Annotated in this window: 18 protein-coding genes and 1 pseudogene; 6 read left to right on the forward strand and 13 right to left on the reverse strand. The window is 50.5% G+C overall.

The window, feature by feature from the left end:
* A partial coding sequence (locus KGZ92_06195; protein MBS3888875.1) for a transposase occupies nt 1-226 on the reverse strand: 226 nt, incomplete at its 3' end.
* Nucleotides 227-1,521: 1,295 nt separating this feature from the next.
* Between KGZ92_06195 and KGZ92_06200 the strand changes: the two genes are divergently transcribed.
* The 3 genes from KGZ92_06200 to KGZ92_06210 all read left to right on the forward strand — a co-directional run bounded on the left by KGZ92_06200 (nt 1,522) and on the right by KGZ92_06210 (nt 3,367).
* On the forward strand, nt 1,522-1,710 hold the full coding sequence (locus KGZ92_06200) for a hypothetical protein (GenBank protein ID MBS3888876.1): 189 nt from the start codon (nt 1,522-1,524) through the stop codon (nt 1,708-1,710).
* Nucleotides 1,711-1,767: 57 nt separating this feature from the next.
* The gene (locus KGZ92_06205; protein ID MBS3888877.1) at nt 1,768-2,622 is read left to right on the forward strand and encodes a hypothetical protein; all 855 of its coding nucleotides are present in this window, start codon (nt 1,768-1,770) and stop codon (nt 2,620-2,622) included.
* Nucleotides 2,623-2,734: 112 nt separating this feature from the next.
* On the forward strand, nt 2,735-3,367 hold the full coding sequence (locus tag KGZ92_06210) for a hypothetical protein (protein MBS3888878.1): 633 nt from the start codon (nt 2,735-2,737) through the stop codon (nt 3,365-3,367).
* Here KGZ92_06210 and KGZ92_06215 read toward each other — a convergent pair.
* Nucleotides 3,348-3,614 (reverse strand): hypothetical protein, encoded by a 267-nt coding sequence (locus KGZ92_06215; GenBank protein MBS3888879.1) that lies wholly within the window; start codon nt 3,612-3,614, stop codon nt 3,348-3,350. The two genes, KGZ92_06210 and KGZ92_06215, sit on opposite strands and share 20 nt — an antisense overlap.
* A 191-nt stretch (nt 3,615-3,805) precedes the next feature.
* Here KGZ92_06215 and KGZ92_06220 point away from each other — a divergent pair, with 191 nt between their 5' ends.
* Nucleotides 3,806-4,144 carry a rubredoxin gene (locus KGZ92_06220; protein ID MBS3888880.1) on the forward strand — a complete coding sequence of 113 codons (339 nt, stop codon included), beginning with the start codon at nt 3,806-3,808 and terminating at the stop codon, nt 4,142-4,144.
* Between the two features lie 47 nt (nt 4,145-4,191).
* Here the strand turns inward: KGZ92_06220 and KGZ92_06225 are convergent, their stop codons facing one another.
* Nucleotides 4,192-5,340, reverse strand: coding sequence for a hypothetical protein (locus KGZ92_06225; protein MBS3888881.1), 1,149 nt, complete (start codon nt 5,338-5,340; stop codon nt 4,192-4,194).
* 19 nt (nt 5,341-5,359) lie between these two features.
* Nucleotides 5,360-8,395 (reverse strand): vitamin B12-dependent ribonucleotide reductase, encoded by a 3,036-nt coding sequence (locus tag KGZ92_06230; protein MBS3888882.1) that lies wholly within the window; start codon nt 8,393-8,395, stop codon nt 5,360-5,362.
* Between the two features lie 232 nt (nt 8,396-8,627).
* Here KGZ92_06230 and KGZ92_06235 point away from each other — a divergent pair, with 232 nt between their 5' ends.
* Both KGZ92_06235 and KGZ92_06240 read left to right on the forward strand, forming a co-directional pair.
* Nucleotides 8,628-10,415 carry a 4Fe-4S binding protein gene (locus KGZ92_06235; protein MBS3888883.1) on the forward strand — a complete coding sequence of 596 codons (1,788 nt, stop codon included), beginning with the start codon at nt 8,628-8,630 and terminating at the stop codon, nt 10,413-10,415.
* On the forward strand, nt 10,412-10,996 hold the full coding sequence (locus KGZ92_06240; GenBank protein MBS3888884.1) for an indolepyruvate oxidoreductase subunit beta: 585 nt from the start codon (nt 10,412-10,414) through the stop codon (nt 10,994-10,996). Before KGZ92_06235 ends, KGZ92_06240 begins: the two co-directional genes overlap by 4 nt.
* A 68-nt stretch (nt 10,997-11,064) precedes the next feature.
* Here KGZ92_06240 and KGZ92_06245 read toward each other — a convergent pair whose 3' ends face one another.
* From KGZ92_06245 to KGZ92_06285, 9 genes and pseudogenes are all read right to left on the reverse strand, one after another.
* The gene (locus tag KGZ92_06245; GenBank protein ID MBS3888885.1) at nt 11,065-11,226 is read right to left on the reverse strand and encodes a hypothetical protein; all 162 of its coding nucleotides are present in this window, start codon (nt 11,224-11,226) and stop codon (nt 11,065-11,067) included.
* 52 nt (nt 11,227-11,278) lie between these two features.
* Complete coding sequence (locus KGZ92_06250) at nt 11,279-12,010, reverse strand: hypothetical protein (protein MBS3888886.1); 732 nt, start codon at nt 12,008-12,010, stop codon at nt 11,279-11,281.
* A complete protein-coding gene (locus tag KGZ92_06255; GenBank protein ID MBS3888887.1) occupies nt 12,007-12,897 on the reverse strand; it encodes an ABC transporter ATP-binding protein in 891 nt (296 codons plus the stop codon). The genes KGZ92_06250 and KGZ92_06255 overlap by 4 nt, the downstream gene beginning before the upstream one ends.
* 79 nt (nt 12,898-12,976) lie before the next feature.
* Nucleotides 12,977-13,159, reverse strand: a complete 183-nt coding sequence (locus tag KGZ92_06260) for a hypothetical protein (protein ID MBS3888888.1) — start codon at nt 13,157-13,159, stop codon at nt 12,977-12,979.
* Nucleotides 13,160-13,523: 364 nt separating this feature from the next.
* Nucleotides 13,524-14,237: pseudogene (locus tag KGZ92_06265) on the reverse strand (group II intron reverse transcriptase/maturase).
* A 65-nt stretch (nt 14,238-14,302) separates the two neighbouring features.
* Complete coding sequence (locus KGZ92_06270) at nt 14,303-15,343, reverse strand: tyrosine-type recombinase/integrase (GenBank protein ID MBS3888889.1); 1,041 nt, start codon at nt 15,341-15,343, stop codon at nt 14,303-14,305.
* Nucleotides 15,330-16,316 (reverse strand): tyrosine-type recombinase/integrase, encoded by a 987-nt coding sequence (locus tag KGZ92_06275; protein MBS3888890.1) that lies wholly within the window; start codon nt 16,314-16,316, stop codon nt 15,330-15,332. The genes KGZ92_06270 and KGZ92_06275 overlap by 14 nt, the downstream gene beginning before the upstream one ends.
* Nucleotides 16,309-17,547 (reverse strand): tyrosine-type recombinase/integrase, encoded by a 1,239-nt coding sequence (locus KGZ92_06280; protein ID MBS3888891.1) that lies wholly within the window; start codon nt 17,545-17,547, stop codon nt 16,309-16,311. The genes KGZ92_06275 and KGZ92_06280 overlap by 8 nt, the downstream gene beginning before the upstream one ends.
* A gap of 117 nt (nt 17,548-17,664) precedes the next feature.
* Nucleotides 17,665-18,120 carry a hypothetical protein gene (locus KGZ92_06285; GenBank protein ID MBS3888892.1) on the reverse strand — a complete coding sequence of 152 codons (456 nt, stop codon included), beginning with the start codon at nt 18,118-18,120 and terminating at the stop codon, nt 17,665-17,667.
* Between the last annotated feature and the right edge of the window lie 52 nt (nt 18,121-18,172).

Raw genomic sequence — 18,172 nt, forward strand, 5'->3', positions numbered from 1 at the left:
TCATATGCTTGATGTACTCCAAAGACAACATAATATTCACCGGAAAGTTAGGCTTCCCGGTCGTCCCATATAAAGACGCAAAAGGTTCTTCGTCTATTTTGCAGAAGACCTGCTCGTAGAAGATCGGTGCCCAAGACTTATAGAGTTTTTCACGAATCCTAGGGTTCATCCACTGAATGCTCTCAAACAGGGACTGTTGGGCATGATTGTCGTTAGCTCTAAACAAGGATATCCCACCTTTTTATGCTATATTAAAACGCAACATCTGCAAATGTCTTTTTGAACCATTTTTCTTGTATAGTTAGAGAGACATCGCGATCTAGAAGCGCTTCTCAGAGAAGGGCTTGAAGGGAACAGACTGGGCGAGTCTTGTTATGTGAATAGGAGGTCCGCACACGATGCAATTAGCCGAAAACCGTAAGTCTCTCACTCGATTAGGAGGGAAAGCCATACAATGAGATTGTCACCTTAATTGTCTGAAAGCTTAGCGACTGTAACAACCGCTCACTGCCCTACCATAATGGCAGCGGCTTTAGTACAACGGTTTCTGTGCCGGTGGGTAACATTGCAAAAAGGCATGCGCTTCCCCACGCAATCAATAATCATGGTTGTGCAGCAGGATATGACATTATCTTAACAAATTTTTTCTTGACATCCAATTGGGGGGAGATAATAGACACAGATGGCAGTTGTTGTCACGATGATAGCTGTGCGGAGCTGTTCGAGACTATCGACACAGGTGCCACTCTGATATTACTCGCCTCTGAATCGGGCACACAGGCATCTCTCTTTCTTCCCCCTCGCAAGGCACAGACGACCTGCCGTAAGATCATACAAGGGGCTATTACTGCTTGGACATCGCAAAGGAGGTGAGAGCGAATGTAGTTCACTGACAGCGCAACCGTATGCGGCTTAACACTCAACACGTCCGGGCAAGCCACAGATGTAAGACTCCCGTCGTCAGGTTTCCGAATGGTCCGCCAAAACCGTATTGAAAGCGGCAGTTCAGCTTCGCCGCCATCAGCGATGGTAGCGGAGCACACATCGACTAAAGCAGTGTATAGGGCTACTATGAATGAAAGGAAGTGTGCAATCATGTCAGCTGAAAAATGCAGGTGGCAGAAGCACCCAATGCGAGGCTCAAAAATACACATGATGATTGCTTGCATATTATTGATGTGCATAGCGATTCCCAGTGCAGCGTTTGCGCGACAGGTTTTTAGCCCATTTGACCATACAATATCAGGGTTGAGGGACCAGTAGCAATTTCGCGGCATGTGGGACCAGCAGGGCGTTAATTGGTTCCGAGCGAACCAATGGCCAGCGGTAAGCCCCAACGGATGGCGTCTATGGTGGGAGTCAGAAACTCGTTCGCCATCACCATCTACACAACCTATGGTCGGGTCAGGCACAGCATTTTATCACAGCGTAGTAGGCAACTCCATTGTATCGAGTAGTTTTCCTCATCATCGGATCGAGGCTGCTGCTGATGAGATTTCTCACCAAACGAGAAGGCCAGACTTGTTAGTACCATATCAGTTCGCTACTGCCATAGTGCTAATGAATCCCGGCAACATCACTAGCCTAACCGCAACTTTTGAATCTGAGGTGACTGATTGGTGGGCAGTGATCCCTGGCGGAGCTCCACCAACAATTATTGACTTCCTTGGACAGAGACTGCTCCCTGCCACACATCGGTGGATACGCTAGGTTTCCGTTTCTCGCATAACTTTTTGGTCAAACATAAACAATGCAACGTCAGGAGGAGTGATGATTGTGGCAAAAGAGCTTTGGAACCGTCGATCTATTAGAGTTGCCTTTGTTGTAACGGCACTAGTTTTTGTAGTTACTGCTACGGCAATCGCGGTTGCACCCCCAAACATTACCGTGACATTGGGTGGTCCTGAATTTGAGCGTGTCGATCAGAGGCAGCAGCATCGTGACGAAAACCGAGGACGATTGCGGAGCATGGCTAGGTTGAACCCGTCAAGGTCCGCAAATGCTCTTGTGGTATTGAACAACCTGTACCTCTTAGACGACGTGGCGATTACTTTTCAGAAGAACAATCTCCACGTGTTTTATCTAAAAGCCGTGGCGAAAGTCCCAGGAGTCGAAAGCATCCAGGCAGTTGGATCACCGATTGAAGGATACAGCTACCAGATGAGACCGACGGAACTTTCATTCACGATTGGAGGGTATGATACCGGAGGGGAGTACTTCAACCAACCCCTAGCGCCAGTGCAGTGGAATAAAATTGGAAGCGACATAGAACGTAGCGTAAGTCTTCACATGGAAGCGAAGAGAGCCCACATAGAAGAAGTGCGCAAGCGTTTGTCGGACCCAGAAGAAGTTCATAGACTTAAGGAGATAGGACGGTATGAGGGCTTTCGCTTTACGTTAGCTGATACGGAAACAAGACTTGAACAATTACAGCTAATCTTCCCTGCCGGACGACCAACCTCCAATCTATGGGTATACGGAGTTGGCCTGACCGGGCAGACTGACGTTCTGTACGACTTGGCACGTCATTCGAAAGTAGATTTGGTAGAATTGGTACCTAGCCTGCGCAAGGGGCAGCACGTGGACTTCGTTCCACCTCGCCCTACTCGTCGAGCAAGGTAATGTTTTAGGTTAGAGAAAACGGCAATAGCCAAGGGCGGATGTGCGTGCCCTTTACATGGACAGCCGCCCTTTTTTTTTGAGTCGTAGCGCATAAATAGGAGGTCCGTACACGATGCAATTTGCCGAAAACCGTAAGTCTCTCATTTGGCGCGAGGTTGCCACTATATTGGTCGCGACCATTGCTTTAAGCGCCATGCATTTTGTAGTCTGGGAACAAACATATGCTGGGTTTGTAGTGGGGTATGGCATTTTCTTGCTTGCGGTTTTATCCGGGCAGATTCTATGCATGTATATCAGGCGTGGGGTAATCCATCTGGCCACGTATGCGCGGCATTCAAGGTGGGCGAATAGTGTATTCATCTTTGTGGCAGCCCTGATGTTCATTACGGGAGTGACGATGACCATTACGGTGCCTTTGGTTTTGGTTGGGGTAGTAATCGCGGCACTGACCCTTGTTGCCTTTGGTTTAGTGTACTTGCGGTGCAGTTTACGACAGGCCCTGTACGCCGTCTACATAGGTGCGATTGTGCCGCAATGGAGCTTCTACTTCGGGGTCTCAGCCCTCCTGGTGGCGGGGTTCATGACAGGGATTATAGACATTGACAACTATACCGCCAGCGCCTTCGGCAATGCCTTGGCGGAGGTAATCATTTATTCTTCACCGGCATACCTGTATGTGCGTATGATTACAGATGTTGGAGAGGGCTCGTCTTTTTTTAGCCGCGCTAGGTCGAACTGTACTTAGCCCCGGCGCTATCATAAGAAATCCATTCTCCGACAGGATTACCCCGCTCAAAATATCCCGAACGCTTTATAGTGCCATCTAGGCGGTACCATTCCCAGTAACCATCAGGGTTGCCGTCGATCATTTTGCCCTTAGACCACATAGTCTTGCCATTCGCATGGTACTTGATAGTATAGCCGTCAACTACTGCGATTTTCTTTTCCTTGACTCCGTTGGGATGAACCAAGTCACATTTTTCATCACTCACCGAGTGTGCACCTCCTTATCTACCAGCAGCTTAATTATACCTCTTGCAATCCACAAATATAGCAAGCTGGCGCGCGACAAAAGGGGACTGGTCCTTACTGCTCTATCGTGCGCGCTCCCCTTGCGGCTGCACAGGAACCCGCAGCTTGTGTTACAATGAAAGAGGAACTTTAGATAAGTGGAGGTTGAAACATGCAGAAGAAGTTGTTTAGATGCGGAGTGTGTGGCTACGTGGGCGAGGGAGAAGCTGCTCCTGCCAAGTGTCCCAAATGTGGCGCCCCTACAGAGAAGTTCGAGGAACTTAGCACTGAGGCTGCCGACAAGATCTACCGCTCAGACCTCACGAACTCGCTACATATGGAACTTATATCGTTGGCAGAACAGATGATAACTGTCTGCGAAGACGGTATCGAGGACGACCTTGACCCTAACTGCGTCGCCGCTTTCAAAAGGGCCCTTAACGAAGCATGGACTATTAAGCAAATATGCAAGGCTGAGATGGCCGGACATATGAGCAGAGGTAAGTGGTAAAAACTCTTAAGTCCGAAAAATGAGGTGTCGCCATTACTGGCGACACCTCATTTGCCTGCAACTACTGCCGCCAAAAAACTGTCGATACCCTGGCTATAATCCTTAAAGCTTACTTCGCACTCGATGTCGGGCACTAAAGACTGCTGGGCATCGTCCTCGATGAGCTCATAGTACTTAGTAGAGTAGCGTATCAGCAAACCTGAGCTCTCAAGCTCAAGATATTGCACTTCACCGAAATGGTTGGGTTTGGCCCCCGTAGGTTCACCTACAAATAGGGCCTTCGTATTAAACTTGAGGTAGTAGGCATTGAGTGCGGCCGAGGAAAAAGTATCTCTTCCCACTAGCACAAAGAGCTTACCCCTCTGGTTAAGGCTCTCTTCACGGCAGAGCCACGCCAAAAAGGGCCGAAATAGCTCTGAGTTCCCACCTCTATTGTGGCGAAGGTCGATAACTATTTTTCTAATCCCTTTATTGGCCGACAGTTCGGCCCTGAGACTCTCAGCGAAACCGCCAACCGCTATGTCTTCCATATTTTTGCACTTACTATAATTTATATAGAGAAGGCCATTGTCAAAGCTGCTCCAATAGTATTTGTCTCTGTGTTGCCTGTAGAGCGGCATATTATGGCTTGGGTCTGGCAGCGCTTGGTAGTCATCGTATGGCAGAGTCTTTATAGTGCGCTCAAAGATTTTACCCTGCTTACTAGCTACGGTTACCACGGTCTCTTCCGGGCTTGTAATGAGCCCCACTCCGTACAGTATGTCGGCACAAATTACGAAGCTCGGTAGGGAGGACAGTACAAACTGCCTATTCTCATGAGGTATAATCTCAGACATCCTTGCCAGAATCGTCGCGGTCTCATGCCCGCCTATGCTCTCTATTCTAGAGTGTAGCAACTCTTTGTGGTCGCTATCAGTTGCGGTAATGTACAAACCCTCCGCAAACGGATAACAGTCAAAAGGGAGCCTGTAGTTTTGCGGTAACATAACAGCGGTATGTGCATCTTTGGCAGTTCCCACAATTCTGGCTATCTCCATGACAATGCTGTAGGTATCCATGTTTTCGGCATTGTTTTGCAGTTGATCTAACCGAGCATGAAACTCGGCCTCGTTCTTAGCAGAGAAGAAGTCAGGATGAAGCCTGGGGAGTTCCTTCCTGACCTGCTCAAGGTCGCTGTGCCAATTGATCCGACTCATGTGTTGATCCGCCCCTAATCTACGAGCAGCCTGTGGTGCTGCCGCAATCGAGACAGACCTTGCAAGTGCCATTGGTGACCATGCGAAAACTAGAACAATTAGAGCAAGTGGAGTGATAGAGCTTCTCTCCGTTAGCCGTAGCGTCCTTAATGATATCCTCTATGGTCAGCTGCCTCTCCGTGGCCATGTGCGCAGTATTTTCGTGTGCTGACGCCTTAGGCGGCCCCACCACAAGCTCCTGGGAGCGCATAATCACGTCATTGGCCTCGGGCTTGACCTGCACGCGCGAGAAATCGCCTAGTTCAATATCTATAACCTTAGAAATTAGATCCGAAATCGAACTTGCGGCCTTAATATAGGGGTGGCGGGTTACAAAGCCATGTGGCTCGAACTTTTGGCCTCTGAGCATGCGGGCGATATCCTCTGCGGGAATGTGATACTGCAGCATTACCGAAATAGTCTTGGACAACGAGTTGAGAAAGCCTGTAATCAGGCTGCCTTCGCGATCGGTGGTCATGTAAATTTCAGATATTTTCCGCTTGGTGTCGCGATTGACAGTAATGTACAGCTTTACATCCTCGATTTGTGCGGCATGCGTGTGCCCCGCTCTAATGCCAGTGACTTTATCCCGACGTGAGCCTGGCAGTGGTGTCGCCAAGCGCTCTTTAGCCTCTCGCGCATAAGCCAGTAGAGCATCATAAGTTAGGGTCTCAAGATCGATCTTGTTGTCGCTGCTGTCTAGCTTGCTGTTAAGGGGCTGCACAAATTTCGAACCATCGCGATACAAGGCAATACCCTTCACTCCGGTCTGCCAGGCCAAGATATGCACCGCCTTGAAGTCGTCAGTAGTCGCATCATGCGGCAAATTGACGGTCTTAGAAATAGCCCCAGAGACCATGGGTGCGAGCGCTGCCACCATGAGCACGTGCCCAAAATGATGAATAAAACATGCGCCACTGCCATTAACACTGGCAGTATCAAATACGCTGTAATGCTCTTCCTTCAGATGCGGTGCCCCTTCGATCTTGCCGTCTGTCAACTTGCCGTTCTTTTCGCGCCCGATGTAGCCCAAAATGTCAGCAATTTGTTCGGCCGTGTAGCCAAGCTTCTTGAGGGCCACGCTGATTACCGGGTTAACAATGGTCATGAAACCGCCGCCAACCAGCTTTTTGTAGACGACATGGGAGAAGAAAGGCTCTATGGAGGTTGCGGCGCAGTCCATAGCAAAGGAGATCGTTCCAGTTGGGGCTATGACCGACACTTGCGCGTGGCGATAGCCGTGCTCTTCTCCTAGGCGCACTGCCTCGGCCCAGCACTCCTTTAAGCTCTGCGAAAGATCGTGCCAGCCCATTTTTTCAAGCACCTCATGGTCCACCCGATGGGGCATGTAGTGCAAATCCTCGTAGGGGTCGCTGCGCGAGCCTGCTACCCGGGCGTGGTTACGAATTACCCTGTTCATCGGCACTTTATTCAAATCATACTTGGCAAAAGGCCCTACCGCCTCTGCCATCAGGGCCGACACCCGGTAACTCTCGCCCGTGACTAGGCCCGTTAATGCTGCTGCTAGGGACCGGCTTTCGGGGGAGTCATAGGGTAGCCCTAGGGCCATGAGTAACGAGGCCAAGTTAGCCACACCTAGACCAGTCGCACGAAACATGTAGGTCTTGCGGGCGATGTCTTCGGTAGGGAATTGCCCCCACACTATGGAGGCCTCGAGTAGCAGTTGATTGAGCCCCACCATATGCCTAAAACCTGCTAAATCGAAGCTATCACTGTTCGGATCGTAAAAACGATAGAGGTTAAGCGACGAGAGGTTGCAACTAGTATCATCCAAAAAGGCGTATTCACCGCAGGGGTTAGTGGAGTTGAGGCGGTTGTGTGGTGCCCATAGGTCGCCATCCTCTCCCGCTGGGCAAGTGTGCCAGGCATTAAAAGTGTCGGCAAACTGGGGCGCGGGGTCGGCTGCCCGGAAGGCGGCGCCATTAAATAGATCCCACAAATGCCCGACAGAGACCTCCCGATTTACAGAAGGGTCCACCCTCCCCTTTAGGGTGACGGTTGCACCTGGCTCATGGGCCAGATGAAGCACTTTGTGCATAAACTCATCGGGAATGCGCACGGAGTTGTTAGAGTTTTGCCCAGACACAGTCTCGTATGCTTCGCCGTCAATATCCGCAGCGTAGCCCATCTTGGCTAAAGCCCTCACTTTTTCTTCTTCACGAACTTTCCAGGTTATAAAGCTCTCTAGCTCTGGGTGATCAATGTCGAGACACACCATTTTAGCTGCCCGCCGCGTTGTTCCACCAGACTTAATGCCCCCGGCATTGCGATCAAGCCCTTTGAGAAAGCTCATTAAGCCCGACGAAGCTCCCCCACCCGAGAGTTTCTCCCCCACCGCTCTGAGGGGCGAAAAATTAGTACCGGTGCCAGAGCCACCCTTAAAGAGTTTCGTTTCGGTGACATAGTGCTCGGTAATCGAGTGCTTGCCTAGCAAACTATCGGTAATAGATAGAATAAAGCAGGCAGAGGCCTGGGTGCGAGTATATGTGTCTGGCGAAGAAACGACCTTACTCTGCTTAGGGTCATAGTAAAACAAATCGTTCTGACCACCCTTGATGCCGTAACTGCGGGCGAGGCCAGTGTTAAACCACTGCGGCGAATTTGGAGCAAACATCTGGTTAAGTAGCCCGTAAGCTACCTCGTCATAGAAGATATCCCTCTGTTCCTGTGTCTTGATAAGTCCCTCTTCTTGTAACGCCGCTGCCCAGAAGTCCACCATGCGATGCACTAGCATCTTGAGCGAAGTCTCCTGCCCGGACTCATTACCTACCCCCGCCTTGCGGAAGTACTTCGAGGCAGTAATATCTACCGCGTTTTGGGAGTAGTGTACGGGGAAGTCAAGGCCCTTCATATCCGTCAGGACCTTGCCGCTCTTGTAATCCTTTAATAAAACATCCCGCTTCGACCACTCAAATAAATCATAAACCGTGAGGTCATCGCGGTCTGCCAGCTCTTTTGTATAGTAACGCTTAAATAAAGCCCCAAGCTTACTCATGAAGCACCCCCCCCCTTCGTGCGTTTCTCTTCTGCACTATATAGTAACACATGCCGAATAGGCCTACCACATATACCGGAGACATAGCCTGTACCGACTTCTTGCCTTTATGGCGCGAAGTCGGTACGGGCAAGCTAGCAGGGATTATCGCTACGTTCGCGAAAGAATGGTTGTGTGGGGCTAGCGGCTACCCTCACCTACAACCCCTACTCATAATAAGGAGGCGAAAAACATGCGCGAGCGCGTACTTCTTACCGGCAATCAGGCTATCGCCCGCGGCTTTTGGGAAGCCGGCGGCGTCGTTGCCTCTAGCTACCCTGGGTCGCCCACAGTGGAAATTATGGAGAGCCTGAAGGACTATGCAGATATACAGGCTCATTGGGCGATGAACGAAAAAATAGCCCTCGAGATCGCCATCGGGGGCAGTTTCGCTGGGGCTAGGTCACTGGTGTCCATGAAGCACGTCGGGGTAAACATCGCGGCCGACCCCTTCATGACCTTCACGCAAATCCGCACCAATGGTGGCTTTGTACTGGTGGTAGGCGACGACCCTGGGCTGTCGAGCTCCCAGAACGAGCAGGATAGCAGATTTTTTGCCCAGTTTGCCAACTGTGCCCTGCTTGAGCCCAGCAACGCACAAGAAGCAAAAGACTTTGTTGGCATAGGCCTTAAAATTAGTGAGCAGTACGGCATGCCCGTCATAATCAGGCTAACGAGCACCCTCTGCCACAGTCGCTCTGTGGTCGAGCTTAGCGAACGGACTGCACCCGTAACAACTAGCTTTATACCGGACCAAGCTAGGTACTGCATGCTGCCACCCTATGCTAACGCACAGCAATACTTCATGCAGGAGCGCGTGACTAAGCTAGCGGCAGAGGCTACCTCGCTTGAACTAGACAACTACGAGGACAGCGGTCGGCGCGAAGCGCTCCTAGTCACGAGCGGCTTGCCCTACCAGTACGTTAAAGAGCTTGGGGCCGGGCTCTCAGTCTACAAGCTGGGGCTGTGCTATCCATTGCCTATCGCTAGGTTAAAGGAATTAGCTGCCGAATATTCGCGCGTCATGGTTATCGAAGAACTGATGCCCTTTATCGAGGCACAATTACAAGCCGCAGGCCTTGTGGTAACCGGCAAAGAGCACTTTCCGTTTACTGGCGAGCTGACCACTGAGCGCATTAAGGAGGGCTTAGAAAAAGCGGGCCTCCTGCCGCAGTCTTTAAAGACAACGATAGATTCTCCCGCAGTGGTGCATCGCAGCCCTTTGCTCTGTGCCGGCTGTCCTCATCGCCCTGTATTTCACCTCTTGCAAAAGGCCAAGGCCACCGTGGTGGGGGACATCGGCTGCTACTCGCTCGGCATTCTGCCGCCCTTCGAGGTGCTAAAGACCAACATCAGCATGGGGGCGTCACTCGGCATCATTAAAGGGATGGCCATGGCCCATGAAGCAGCCAACATGGCCAAGCCGTTGGTGTCAGTTATCGGCGATGGCACTCTCTTTCACTCCGGTCTCTCCGGCTTTGCCGACCTCGCCACCACCAAGCACAATATCACGGTAATTGTGCTCGACAACCGCACTACGGCCATGACAGGTGGTCAACCCACTCCCACCACCGGTGAGTTAGGCGAGGAACCGCACACCACAAACATCGCTGCCGTACTCATGTCCTTAGGCATAGGTGATGTCACAGTGGCTGACCAGTTTGATTACAGCAGTACTAAGACCGTTATTTCGGACGCGATGAAGCGCGATGGACTTTCTGTAGTGATAGTCACCCGCCCGTGCGCCCTAAATTTTAGAATTAGAGAACCTCACTTCTACGTCGACAGAGAAATCTGCATCAGTTGCCGGGCCTGCATTGGCGTCAACTGCCCTCCCATCTCGATGCAGGTCTACGAGGGCCAGAGCAAGAAAAATTCATACATTAACCCTCATATGTGCGTAGGTTGCTCTGTATGCTCACAGGTGTGCCCCGTCAAGGCGATTAAATACTCCGTGGCAAGAGGGGAGGATCAGGCATGACGACCAACATTCTTATCGCCGGAGTCGGCGGGCAGGGCTTGGTGCTGACGACGCGCGTCATTAGTATGGTCGCTTTGCAGTCGGGCTTTGATGTTAAAACGACAGATGTCATCGGGCTGGCCCAGCGCGGCGGCATGGTGTGGGGGAGCGTGCGTTTTGGCCAAGCGGTGCATTCACCGCTCATACCTAAAGGTGACGGTGATTTTTTGCTCGGCCTAGAGATGCTAGAGGGGCTGCGCTGGGCTAGCTTGTTGAAGCCCGCTAGCACCGTAATTCTGTCACGTGAAACCATATACCCTAGCCGCGTCTTGCTCGAGAAAGAGCCGTACCCTGCGGACATTCCGGCTAGCCTTACCGCAGCTGGATTACGAGTTGTGTGCATTGATGCGCATAGCGTGGCGGAGAAGCTCGGCAATTTGCGTCTCGCTAACACCGTACTGCTCGGAGCACTGTCGACCTGCCTGCCGTTGCCTGCCGCTACTTGGCTGAGCGCGCTAGAGAGCGCTGTGCCCAAGCATACGGTGGAACTGAACCATACGGCGTTTCAGGAAGGGGCAAGTGCTTTCGTGGCGGCGACTTAGAGTTGAATTACAGATACTAGCGTCATTGTCAGGGTAGCAGGTCTTTGACGCTGACGAAATAACCGAGGCTACTTCACAGAACTTTTTAGCACAAAAAGCTTTAAAGCGAGGCCGATAATAGCGAGGGCAAGAATTATGACATTGGAGAGAAACCTGCCCTCAAAAAACAGGATAGCTATTATGCTCATCACAATATAGACTATGGATTCTAATATGTTCCATTTAGACATTTGCCGCGCCTCCTTGTTGCATTTTTCAGGGTGAAAACTGCCCGCTACTTCATCAAGCGCTTAGGTCTTTGCGCACAAAGGAACGCATTGACCAATACACGGCAATGCCGAACCACGCACCTACTCCTATAAGTGAGTGAACTAACTCGGTAGAGAAAGTTCCGCTGTCCACATATCGAGAAATTCCAAAAAAAAGTTGATGTGCCAGCGGCAGTATCCAGGCCGGTATAGCGGGCGCTTCCTGAAAGAAAGGTACAACAGTGCCTAAGGCCAAGTAGAGGCTCAAAGCCGCAATTGCCGCACTAGCGATGGGCATCTTGCCAAGCAATAGCAAAGTAAACGCTTGAATCAGCATCAGTTGGACTGACAGCAAGAGATAGGCGACGGCGTCCCTTAAAAAGAGAGGCCAAGACGGCCTAACAACGTACGTGGACAGCGCTAAAATGCTGCCAGTCCATACTAAAATCATGATCATTACAGAGAGAATAGCAGCTCCGAAGATAACTGCGCGCGTGAGCCCTAGCGACAACAGTCCGTCCACATTTTTTCGGGAGAGTACTTCCTCAAACACAGAAATATTAAGCATGATTAAGAGCCAAGACCCAAAGAAATGTGCCCACGAAAAATAGTCCGCCCTACGGTTTTCCATGACAAAGTGCGGCGTGTCTTCGTAGAAGGCAAAGCGGAGTATGAGTAGGGCCATGAATACAAGGTAAACATATGCTGTGCGCTTACGAAGCACATTGGCGAGAAAAAAAGCGGTCATCTCCCACAGTTTCGTCATGAAATATCCTCCAAAATGCTAGTCTTAAGTAAGTCCTCAAGCGACCGTGGACGGATTTCGATGATATCGCCGCTTTGGTCTAGCACGTAGCGGCAGACACTATTTACCTGTTCGTTAGGCACCTCGACCACATATTCGGTTCCGTTGGCCGACACTTGAATCCCGGCAAACTCTTCCGGCAGTTTCAGACCCTCCGGAGCTCTAAACTTGGCCATACTGGTGTTGACGGTAGCTACCTGTTGGTGAAGCTGCCCTTTCCGCATAACCAGTACTCTGTCGCAAATATTGGCCACCTCATTTAAGTTGTGCGAAGCATACACTATAGTTGCGCCTTGCTTTCGCAGCATAGAAAGTATTTCAATTAAATTCCAACGGAAGTTGACATCAAGGCTTTCTGTGGGCTCATCTAGCAAGTATACCTGCCGTGGAAAAACCAAGCACATAGACAGCGCAAAGCGCTGCAACATGCCTCTCGAGAGCTGCCCGATTTTCTTGTCGGAGAAACTAGCTATCTCCATGGCATCAGCGACGAAGCTGTGTTCTGGCCTGCTTGGCCTAGCTAGGCTTAGGTATGCTCGCCAATAGTCCTTAACCTTCATCACCTGTGAAAATCTCGGCTCCTCAGCTAAGAATCCCACTATTCTATTCTCTAAGGCCTTTTGCGGGTCCATTCCTTTCAGGCGAATACTGCCGCTACTAGGCCATAAAAAACCTGCCATGGCACGAAACAGGGTTGTTTTGCCAGAGCCATTCGGACCTATTAAACCCACTACCTCACCATCGTCAGTTTGAAGACTGACATTGTGTAAGGCCCTAACTTCGACACCTTGCGATTTGGCAAAGACCTTGCCCACCATATCGCAGATAATGCTTGGTTCCTTGCGCATGTAATCACCACCTCCGCATATAGCATTGTAATATGTCTGCTCTTGTCGAAAACATGAATGAAAGGGTAGGGGGGTTAAACTATTTCCAGTTCACTACTCCATTAACTATGTCGGCGGCATGTTCCCCGGAAAGTGCCCAATGAGCGATCCCTGTGCGACCGTGAACGAACGTGACCCTAGCCTGCAGTTCATGCCATAATTCACGCAGAAAATGGATTCTCATGAGCCAATCTACCACGGATGCGGCAACTTTCTTAGCCATCGCAAATCCCTGAGTTGATACATCACCCTCTGCTTGCGACGGATCAGCAGGCTCAACATACACTGCCCCTGCGGTAATGGGAGCTACGCCCACAGTACCGATTGCTAGGACCAGTAGTGCGCAAATCAATTTAATTAATAAGTGTCCACCCTCCTTATTGTCGTATAACTCCCAACCCTTTCATTCTCTACTAAGTTCCCCCCCCTTCTTATTCCTGCTGGAAGCGACCCAAAAGATTTCGACACTATTCGACAAGTCTGTCAGCGCTTTTTTCACAACGCCAAGTTGATCGAGTAGGAGGTCACCCATTAGCTGAATGACCGTCCTCTCACACCACCGTACGTACCGTTCGGTATACGGCGGTTCAACCGTTTGAGTGCAATAAGCGCAATTGCTCGTACTGGGCTGGGAAATCGTAGTACCCGGCCTTTGCGAGCTTTTCGTTTGTAATGGAACGGGTCAGTACCGGGCTCGCAGAGATCCGCCAGTATCCCAGTCGGGTGTTACCCCATTGGTATGCCTGGTGGTCAGAAATGCCGAGTTTCTTCAGGTTCATCACCTTGGTTCTCGGCTTCTTCCATTGCTTCCAGATGTACATCCGGAACCGTCTACGTAACCATTCGTTCCATGACTGTAAAGTCCGTTTGATGTCGGCCACATAGTAATAGCCGAGCCACCCCCGGATGAAGCTTTTCACGTTTTCCATGACCATGCGCACACTTTTGCCCTGGTTCCGACGGGTCAGTTCCTTTAACTTCCGTTTCGCCTTTATGAGGGAATCACGGTGGGCGCGTATATATACGCCTTTACCGTTCTTCCCAAGGCAGAACCCAAGGAACTTGAAATGCTTTAGTGCCAGCACGCTGACCACCTTACTCTTTTGGACATTGAGTTTAAGTTTCAGCTTGTCCTCCAGATACCTGCGACTACTTTCCAACAGGCGTTCGGCGGCTCGTTTGCTTTTAGCTAGTACCACGATGTCATCCGCATACCGGATGACCTGCACTCCACGACTCGCCATCTCCTGATCGAATTCGTTCAGGTAGATGTTGGCCAGTAGCGGAGAAAGCGGACCGCCTTATCCGAAGTTGTGCGTTATCCAAAGTAAACCTCGAAAACCTTTGGCCTTACGTGACCTTGGCCCTATTTACTTGGAATAATACCACTTCGTAGCTGGATGCCACTTAACCACGCCAGCAAGTCCTCGTCCTCTGTCCATGGTGGTAAGCCTTCCGAGACTATGTTAGGGTATGCTTTCTCCAGAGCCTTACGTTTGAGCTCCGTGTCTGTTCGAGCATAGATGTCGGTCGTAGAGATATCGACATGCCCTAGGAGGTCCCGAATGTAAACAAGACTGACCCCGGCTTGAAGCAGGTGCATAGCTTTAGTGTGCCTGAGGACATGGGGCGTAACCTTATCTGGAACAATTGAGGACACTGCCCTTGCGTTTGAAGCGTGTTTGCTTAGGATAAATGTCACCCCCTCCGAAGTAAGCTTGCTGAACTGCCGGTTAAAGAAGAGAGGATTGTCCTGTTTGCCGTTTTGCAGCAGGCGGCTTTCCGCCATGTACCGTTTTAGAAGATTCTCGGTATTGGACATTAGCGGGACCTGCCTAGTCTTACGACCTTTTCCGGTGAGAGTCAGGATAGGGGGGTGATCAAGGCGAACGTGACGCACCGTGAGATCAACTAATTCCTGCACCCTAGCACCTGTATCATAGAGCACAGATAGCAGCGTCAGGTCGCGCCTACCCTTACGCGTATTAAGGTCCGGTTGGGCAAGGATAAGCTTTAACGCATCAGGGGTGAGATAGGTTACTGCAGGCTGCGGGGCCTTCTTCATGGGGATTGCCAGTATCTTCTGGTGTTCTAGCAAGCTAACTGGCGCTTGAGTTTGCATGTAGCGGTAGAATCCATGAATACAGGCCAGTCTCTGGTTTCGAGTACTTATACTGTTCCGCCTTTCGTTTTCAAGCCAGGCTAGGAACTCAACTACTAAAGACTCATTGATGTGGCTCAGGGATAAACGTTCCACTGGAATCTTCTGTCTGTCTCTACAGCAAACCAAGAAGAGCCTAAAAGTGTCTCGGTAGGATTTAATTGTGTTGGGACTAACGTTACGCTGCCCCGGTAGGTGCACACCGAGGTAATGAGACAAGGCCTTAGCAAAGTCAGTGGGTCTCATAGTTCACTCCCTCTAGCGAAGGGATGACATGGCCAAATTCTTGCTCAACCTTTGCCGTTATGTCTGGATAAAGCTCAGCCGTAAGCCGCAAGTACTGCGATGTGTCTTGGAATGAGTGATGCCCAAGATAGGTTTTAAGGACAGGAAGATAAGCTGCTAGGTCTTTACCCTCTAGAACCCAACGTCTCAAACAATGGACGGCAAAGGTATGGCGAAAATCGTGGACACGCGGCCCTTTGCCCCATCCACCGTGAGAAATGCGGGCCTGCCACAGGAATCTCCTAAAGTTCTTGTATACGTTCCCTTTTGACACCGCCCGATCGTTTAGTGCAGGGAAGAAATGAGCGTCAGGGCAGGAAAACATGTGCACTTGTCGGCAGTAAGTGCGGCATCTTTCAAGGAGTTCAAGGGACAGGGGAACCAGTCTATCCTTGTTGAGCTTACCGTCTTTAATGGTCAGCACGCCTATCTCCATATCTACATCCCGTACCCTGAGATTTAAAGCTTCCGAGATGCGCAAGCCACAGCAATACAACATGCGGAACAAAAGCGGCATGATGCGCTGGCGATGAGGGGCCTCGGGATGGTAGTGGCAAGCGTCAGCTCGGGCAAATATCTTCGTTAGCTCTTCATTGCTAAAGACATAGGGTATGTATTGGCGACCCTTAGGAACGATGTTTTTCGGTAGCACATAGGCCTGCTCCCCTAGACTAACGATGTATAGTCCCAACTGCCTTACTACCACCAACCTGTTCTTAAAGGTGGCATGAGCCTCATGCGGGCGCTTGCTACTCCACGCGTTAACGAGTTCTCTGGACAGCTGTGGCTCTGCCAAACCATGGGCCATACAGAATTGGTCAAACTTAAAGAGAGTTCTGGCACAGCTGTCATACTTGTACCCCAAGGCCCGTTTTTGCAGAATGACCCCACGAAGGTAGGACTGTAATGGACTTACAAATGAGAATTCAGGCATTCTCCCACACCGCCTCAGGGTTTAGTGCGCACTCACGCAGCATGTCCACATCTACTTTGAGGTAGACAGCTGTCGAGTCAGTGCTGATGTGCCCCAGTATGTCTGAAATGACGGAGAGTGGGGTGTTTTCTCTGAGTAACCTGCTAGCTAGAGTATGCCGGAGAGAGTGCATACCCTTTTTTCTCTGAGGAGAAATTGGGATCTTGGCTAGTCTCATATACTTAACGACCACTTGATGCAGGTGATCCTCTTCAGAGAAAGGTTCTATCGGCGCTAGGTGCCTGAGAAACACATAGGGGGATTCCACCTTGGGTCGGCCATTTTTGAGGTAGTCGATGATGGCCCAGCCCACTTCAGGGAGCAGGGGAAGCTTCAGGTGTCTGGCTGTTTTGGATTGCACCAGCTCAATGCAATTTTCCCGCCAGTTAAGATGCGTGAGTTGCAGCCTTTTGATGTCAATAGTACGCAAGCCTAGGCGCGCGACGAGCAAAATTATGGCGTAGTCTCTCTTCCCCGCTGGATTACCCCTGTCGATCGCCTCAATTAGTCTGGTGACGTGCTCAGGGTTCCACACAGAAGGTATCTTTGCTCGCTTCCTAGTCATGACGGAAGGGATAGCCCCTGAGAGATCTTGTGAGTGCAGGCCGCTTGTGTGAAGGTAGCGCAAGAAGGAGCGCACACCACATAAATTTAATTCCACGGTTTTATGCGCATATCCCAGCAGGGTATTAATGAAGGCACTGACATGCCGTAGATCAATAACAGCAACCTCCACTATCTCCTGAGACTCAGCAAAGCTCAGGAATTTCTCGCAGATGTTGCGGTAATGCTGTTGTGTTACTCGTGAATAACCCTTCTGGCGGCAGAACTCGGCGTACTGCTTTAGCTCTAGTTTGAGCCCTTCGGTGTTGAGAAGTTGTCGCTGTTTGTAGTACCTGCGTAGCACCGCGCCATGTTGCTGAAAATCCAGTAACATGCGGACAACACGAAAGGCGTTACAGATTGACTGAGTTACCTTTCCTGTTCGCTCTAGCTCGAAGTAGTTAAACTCCCGTTCTAAGAAAGCCATGCCTAGTTCCTCGGTCAGATACTCGGTCCCCTGGTCTGCAAGAAACTTGGCAATCCGGAGCCACATTGTCCGGTATTGCTTAAGGGATGTTTCTTTGTAGTGAAGGCGGCACAGCTCTTGCTCAAGCAGGACCATTAACTCTTCTATAGGCATGGCATTCATTGATCTACCCCCTAAGCAGTTAGTGAGACTCTACCATGTCTCCCATAACTATTTTGGGCATAGATATTATCTGAAGTAAATAGAGACGTGAGCTATATGGAACAATCTGCCGTAGATTTAGCTACGGATAATACTTAGCTTCGGATAAGGCGGTTTATCCAAAGCTTTGGATAAACCGCCTTGTGGTGAGCCTTCGTCGGTGCGGCTAAATACGCCGCCTTCCATGACCCCACTCTTGAGATATTTCTTGATGAGCAGGATTACACGTTTGTCATGGACGTGCCGACGCAGGAGGTTCAGGAGCAGTTCGTGATTCAGGGTATCGAAGTATTTGGACAGGTCTATCTCCACTGCGTGGGTGTACCCCTGTTCTGCGTACTCCTTCACTTTCCGCATCGCCTGCTGTGCGCTTCTTTTCGGTCGGTAGCCGTAGCTACCATCTGAAAAGAGCGGTTCGAAGATGGGTTGAAGCTTCTGGGAGATGGCCTGTTGGATTACCTGCGGTGAACCCCAAAAACTAGACACCTTAGAACTCGTTTTAGCTCTGTTTTTTGCGGTATTTCGTGTGTACATTTTCTGCGGCAAGGAAACACGTTAAGGCACAGAAAACGCGTCGCCTGAGCCA

Source organism: Bacillota bacterium, from assembly GCA_018333655.1.
Taxonomy (GTDB): domain Bacteria; phylum Bacillota; class UBA994; order UBA994; family UBA994; genus BS524.

What these genes read in the sequence shown, in the direction of transcription:
- KGZ92_06210 (MBS3888878.1), top strand. Translation starts at nt 2,735, where the DNA reads ATGCAATTTGCCGAAAACCGTAAGTCTCTCATTTGGCGCGAGGTTGCC.
- KGZ92_06220 (MBS3888880.1), top strand. Translation starts at nt 3,806, where the DNA reads ATGCAGAAGAAGTTGTTTAGATGCGGAGTGTGTGGCTACGTGGGCGAG.
- KGZ92_06225 (MBS3888881.1), bottom strand. Translation starts at nt 5,340, where the DNA reads ATGAGTCGGATCAATTGGCACAGCGACCTTGAGCAGGTCAGGAAGGAA.
- KGZ92_06230 (MBS3888882.1), bottom strand. Translation starts at nt 8,395, where the DNA reads ATGAGTAAGCTTGGGGCTTTATTTAAGCGTTACTATACAAAAGAGCTG.
- KGZ92_06235 (MBS3888883.1), top strand. Translation starts at nt 8,628, where the DNA reads ATGCGCGAGCGCGTACTTCTTACCGGCAATCAGGCTATCGCCCGCGGC.
- KGZ92_06240 (MBS3888884.1), top strand. Translation starts at nt 10,412, where the DNA reads ATGACGACCAACATTCTTATCGCCGGAGTCGGCGGGCAGGGCTTGGTG.
- KGZ92_06245 (MBS3888885.1), bottom strand. Translation starts at nt 11,226, where the DNA reads ATGTCTAAATGGAACATATTAGAATCCATAGTCTATATTGTGATGAGC.
- KGZ92_06250 (MBS3888886.1), bottom strand. Translation starts at nt 12,010, where the DNA reads ATGACGAAACTGTGGGAGATGACCGCTTTTTTTCTCGCCAATGTGCTT.
- KGZ92_06255 (MBS3888887.1), bottom strand. Translation starts at nt 12,897, where the DNA reads ATGCGCAAGGAACCAAGCATTATCTGCGATATGGTGGGCAAGGTCTTT.
- KGZ92_06260 (MBS3888888.1), bottom strand. Translation starts at nt 13,159, where the DNA reads ATGGCTAAGAAAGTTGCCGCATCCGTGGTAGATTGGCTCATGAGAATC.
- KGZ92_06270 (MBS3888889.1), bottom strand. Translation starts at nt 15,343, where the DNA reads ATGAGACCCACTGACTTTGCTAAGGCCTTGTCTCATTACCTCGGTGTG.
- KGZ92_06275 (MBS3888890.1), bottom strand. Translation starts at nt 16,316, where the DNA reads ATGCCTGAATTCTCATTTGTAAGTCCATTACAGTCCTACCTTCGTGGG.
- KGZ92_06280 (MBS3888891.1), bottom strand. Translation starts at nt 17,547, where the DNA reads ATGAATGCCATGCCTATAGAAGAGTTAATGGTCCTGCTTGAGCAAGAG.
- KGZ92_06285 (MBS3888892.1), bottom strand. Translation starts at nt 18,120, where the DNA reads ATGTACACACGAAATACCGCAAAAAACAGAGCTAAAACGAGTTCTAAG.